General features: G+C 67.5%; 3 protein-coding genes. 1 reads left to right on the top strand and 2 read right to left on the bottom strand.

Going from position 1 to position 4,640, the window contains the following annotated elements; translation table 11 throughout:
* The coding region (locus tag KBA48_RS32560) for a response regulator (protein ID WP_292912824.1) at positions 1–2,684 on the top strand (2,684 nt) is incomplete at its 5' end.
* Between the two features lie 8 nt (positions 2,685–2,692).
* On the opposite strand, the gene KBA48_RS32555 is transcribed toward KBA48_RS32560, so the two are convergent.
* Complete coding sequence (locus tag KBA48_RS32555; protein WP_292912823.1) at positions 2,693–3,868, bottom strand: sialidase family protein; 1,176 nt, start codon at positions 3,866–3,868, stop codon at positions 2,693–2,695.
* Positions 3,868–4,640: helix-turn-helix domain-containing protein (locus KBA48_RS32550; RefSeq protein WP_292912822.1), on the bottom strand; the 773-nt coding region annotated here is incomplete at its 5' end. The genes KBA48_RS32555 and KBA48_RS32550, both read right to left, overlap by 1 nt.

Here is a 4,640-nt window from a genome sequence, read left to right as displayed (position 1 = left end):
TTATCCGGTGGAAGGCGTTGCGGGAGGAATATGGTCCAGTCCCGCCCAATGGTGTCGATGCCGTGATCAGCGAAAGGCTGGCGGCGACCGGAAGGGATGAGCCGCACCATTTCGAACTGACGCGGCCGGACGGCACGGTGCTGGATGCGCATGGCAATCCCATGCCGGGCGGTGGCTTCGTCACTTCCTACACCGATGTCACGGAGGCGCGGCGGCGCGAGGCGGAACTGCAACGGCTGGCTGAAGCGCTGGGCGAGGCGAAGCTGGCGGCCGAGGCGGCGAGCCGTGCCAAGTCGGAATTCCTGGCCAATATGAGCCACGAAATCCGCACCCCCATGAATGCCGTGATCGGCATGAGCTATCTGGCCCTGCGCACCGACCTGCCGCCCAAGGCCCGCGAATATCTGACCAAGATCGAGGAGGCGGGCAAGTCGCTGCTGGGCATCATCAACAGCGTGCTGGACCTGTCCAAGATCGAGGCCGGGCGCGTCACCATCGAGTGTGTGGATTTCCTGCTGGATGAGTTGCTGGACAGCGTCGCCTCCCTGCATGCGGATGAGGCGCGGCGCAACGGGCTGCAATTTGTCCTGCGGCGGCCCGCGGGCGTGCCGCGTGTGCTTCTGGGCGATCCGCTGCGCCTGACGCAGGTGATCAGCAACCTGATCGCCAACGCCGTCAAATTCACCCATGTGGGCGGCGTCACCGTCACCGCGTCCTTCGAGGCGGTGGAGAATGAAACCCTGCGCCTGTCGGTGCAGGTGGAGGATACGGGCATCGGCATGAGCCGGGAGCAGTTGGAGCGCCTGTTTGTCAGTTTTTCGCAGGCGGACAGCTCCACCACGCGCCGTTATGGCGGCACCGGCCTGGGGCTGGCCATCTGCCGGCAACTGGTGGAGATGATGGGCGGCACGATCGGTGTCGACAGCACCGTCGGACAGGGCAGCCGCTTCCATTTCAGCCTGCCTCTGCGCTGGCGTCCCGCTGCGTCCGGCGATCTTCTGCATAATGATGTCGATCTTGCCGGCCGCCGGGCCCTGCTGGTCGATGACAGCATGCTGGCCATCGATGTGCTGACCAGCATGTTGAACCAGTACGGCGTCGATGTGGAAGGGGTGCGCAGTGTGGAGGCGGCCCTTGACCGCCTGCGGGATACGGCGGACCGTCCCTTCGATCTGGTCATCACCGACTGGCGCATGCCGGATGCCGATGGGCTGGATCTCTGCCGCGCCATCATGGCGGCTGCGGCCCCGCCGCCGCCCATGCTGATGGTGACGGCCTATGACGTGGACGAATTGGCGGCGGCGACGGCCGGCACCCCGGTACGGCAGATCCTGGCCAAGCCGGTGACGCCCGTGGCCCTGCGCGAGGCGCTGCGTCAGGCCTTCGCCCACACCGGGTCCAAGGCGCTGTTCACCGCCACGCCGGAGGAAAGGCTGGCCCCCGTGGCCGGTGCCGACATCCTGCTGGTGGAGGATAATCCGCTGAACCAGCAGGTGGCATTCGACCTGCTGACCCGCTGGGGCATGAATGTCACGCTGGCCGAAGACGGGCGTCAGGCGGCCGACAGGGCCAAGGCCGGCCGTTTCGATCTGGTGCTGATGGATATCCAGATGCCGGTGATGGATGGCTATCAGGCCACACGGGTGATCCGCGAGGAGGCGTTGGCCGTGCCTGGCCAGCCGCGCGTGCCGATCCTGGCCATGACGGCGCACGCCCTGCAAAGCGATCGGCAGAAATGCCGTGAAGCCGGCATGGATGGTCACGTGACCAAGCCGGTGGTGGTCGACGAACTGGTGGAGGCGCTGCTGACCTGGTTGCCGCGTCATGACGGGCCGCAGGTCGTGGCGCCGGCCACCATCCTTCCCCGGCCTGGCATGGCGGCCCTGGATGATCTGTCGCCCCTGCTGGATATCGACGATGCGCTGAAGCGGGCGGGGGGCAATCCCGATCTGCTCGCGCGCCTGCTGGAGGGGTTCGCCCGGCAGCAGGGCGGCGATTTCGCCCATCTGCGCACCGCGATCCAATCGCGTGAGGCGGCCCGTGTCTTACCCATCCTGCATGCGCTGGCGGGAACGGCGGCCAGTATTGGCGCGGCCGATCTGGGGCTGGCGGCCCGCTCGGTGGAGGACATGATCAGGGGCGACAAGCCCGGCTGGGAAGCGGCGGCGGAACCGGTTCTGGACCGGCTTTCCATCATCCTGGCCCGGCTGGCGCAGCGGTCCCCCACCCCGCCGCCGGCGCCCGATCCCGAACCACCGGCGCCGACGGCGGTGACGGAGGAGGGGGCGCATCTGCTGGTGGTCGATGACAGCGACTTGAACCTGACCCTGGTCGGCAGCCTGTTGAGCCGTGCGGGCTATCGTATCAGCCAGGCCACATCCGGACAGCAGGCTGTCGATGCCGTCGCCGCGACGGATTTCGATGCTGTGCTGATGGATGTGCAGATGCCGGGCATGGACGGGGTGGAGGCGACGCGGCGCATCCGCGCCCTTTCCGGGCCCCGCCGCGACACACGCATTATCGCCATGACGGCAGAGGAAAAAAAGCGGGCCTGGCCGGCGCTGGCGGCGGCGGGCATGGATGGTTTCATCGGCAAGCCCTTCACCCCGATATCACTGATCGAGCAGGTGCGGGCGGAATTGTCATCGCCGCTGTACCGGGATGAGGAGGAGCAGGACGGTTGACGGCCTGTTCAGCGGCGCGCCGCCATCAATGCTGCCAGCGGCACGCGGGTGACCTGCACATCCTCCTTGTTGGTGCTGTAGGCGACATAGAGATGGTTGTTCCAGACAAGGCTTTTCGGGTAGTGGAATCCCGGCCGCTTGTAGCGGCCCGCAAAGCGCAGGGGCTGCAGGTCACCGGCGCCCCGCAGCAGGAATGACCGGTCGAATCGGCTGCCATCGGACGACAGGGTCAGTGCCAGGGGAATGCGCATCTTGTCATGGCTGACGGCGGTGGCCAGGAACGCCGTACCGTCGGGCAGGTTGCCGGCGCTCTGCTTGGCGCGGGCATCGGGCATATCGGTCAGCGCGGGGCGGGTCCAGTTCTCGCCACCATCACAGCTTTCAGACGCCAGGGTGCGGAAACTTTCATCCTGATCGCGGAAAACCATGGTGGCACAGGAGCCGCGCAGGAACAGGCTGGGTTCCAGCTCGCGGCTTACCAGCCCGTCATGCGGCAGATTTTCGAACCGTCCCCTGACCCAGCCGGTCACGCCCAGCGGGTCGTCCGTATAGAATGGGGCCACGATCATGCCCGGCCGCTGATGAAAGGCGGTGACGATGCGCCCGCCCGGCAGGGCATGGGGGTCCTGCTCGATGATGCCTTCGACAGGTTTGCCATCCTTGCCCATGACGCGGCGGGGGGATGACCAGGTCCGGCCATCCTCGCTGATCCGGTACTCGGCATAGCCGCCATCGCCTGACTGGAACCCCGTGGGCCAGACATTGGTGAAGGCGACCAGCCGCCTGCCATCAGTCCACCAGCCGCCGTTGGACCGCATTTCCCCCGGTTTGGTGGCGCTGGGCGACAAGGCAACGGGCGGGGTCCAGGTGCGGCCGCCATCTTCGCTGCGGCTATGGGCGATCCAGGTGTCCAGCGTGTCCTCGTCCCGCTGCGATACCTGCCATTGCGCATGCAGCACGCCCTGGAACGCGATCAGGACAACGCCGTTATGGAATGTGTCACTGCCGGTGGTCGGGGCATGGATGGTGAAGGTCTGTGTACCCGGCGCCATTTGCAGGCCCAGATCGCCGGGACGGTCGGCGTCGAACAGGTCCGGCGCCACCGTGAAGGGCGCCTTCTGCGCCATAGCCACCGGTGTCATAAGGCCGAGGGCCAACAGAAGCGGCAGGGCCGGACAACGCATCACCCATCTCCCCGGTGTCCGCCATCGCCCACACGGCGACGCAGATTGCCCACCGTCTGGGGCGAAACACCCACGCGGCGGGCGATTTCCCGGTCGGGAAGGGCGGCCAGATCGGCATCCGCCAGCATACGGATCACTTCTTCGCGCCGTTCGGAGGCGGTGCGGAAATGGGTGGGCTGCCCGGTATCCGCATCTGTACCATCCTGGCCGCGCGCCGCGCGTTCCATGCCGGCCAGGTGGCGCAGATCGGCCAGGATCGCCGCTTCCACCCAGCTTCCGCGCCCGCTATGCGCCCGCCAATATTCGGCCCTGGCCAGGGCATCCTGGATCGTGGCGGCGCGCAGGGAATGTTCCACCAGCCGGCGTATGACGATGGCGCGGGCATAGGCTGGCAGGTCCAGATGCAGGGTCGGGTCCGCATCCTCGGCCACCACCTGTCCATCCAGGCCGCGCATGGCGGCGATCTCTGCCCCGCGCTTTTCCCAATAGTCCAGTTCGGCCATGGCGCCGGCCACACTGATCGGCAGCGAATAGGCGGTTTCCACCGCCCGGCGGATTTCCGGCGGCATGTGGCGTGGCGGGCTGGCGGTGGTCCAGCCCGACAGGCTGTCGGTCCAGCGTTCATGGGGGGCGGTCCGGGCCACGGACCAGCGGGCCACGGCCGCCCGCAGCAGCTTTTCCCGCGAACAGGGCGCCAGCACGGCGTCGCGGCTGCCATGGCGGTCCAGCACGGCCTGCGCGTCGATGCCGGCCCGCGCCCGCCGCCCCCGGA

This window comes from Niveispirillum sp. (genome assembly GCF_017996735.1).
Taxonomy (GTDB): domain Bacteria; phylum Pseudomonadota; class Alphaproteobacteria; order Azospirillales; family Azospirillaceae; genus Niveispirillum.
This window is presented reverse-complemented; position numbering and strand designations above follow the sequence as displayed.

What these genes read in the sequence shown, in the direction of transcription:
- KBA48_RS32555 (WP_292912823.1), bottom strand. Translation starts at nt 3,868, where the DNA reads ATGCGTTGTCCGGCCCTGCCGCTTCTGTTGGCCCTCGGCCTTATGACA.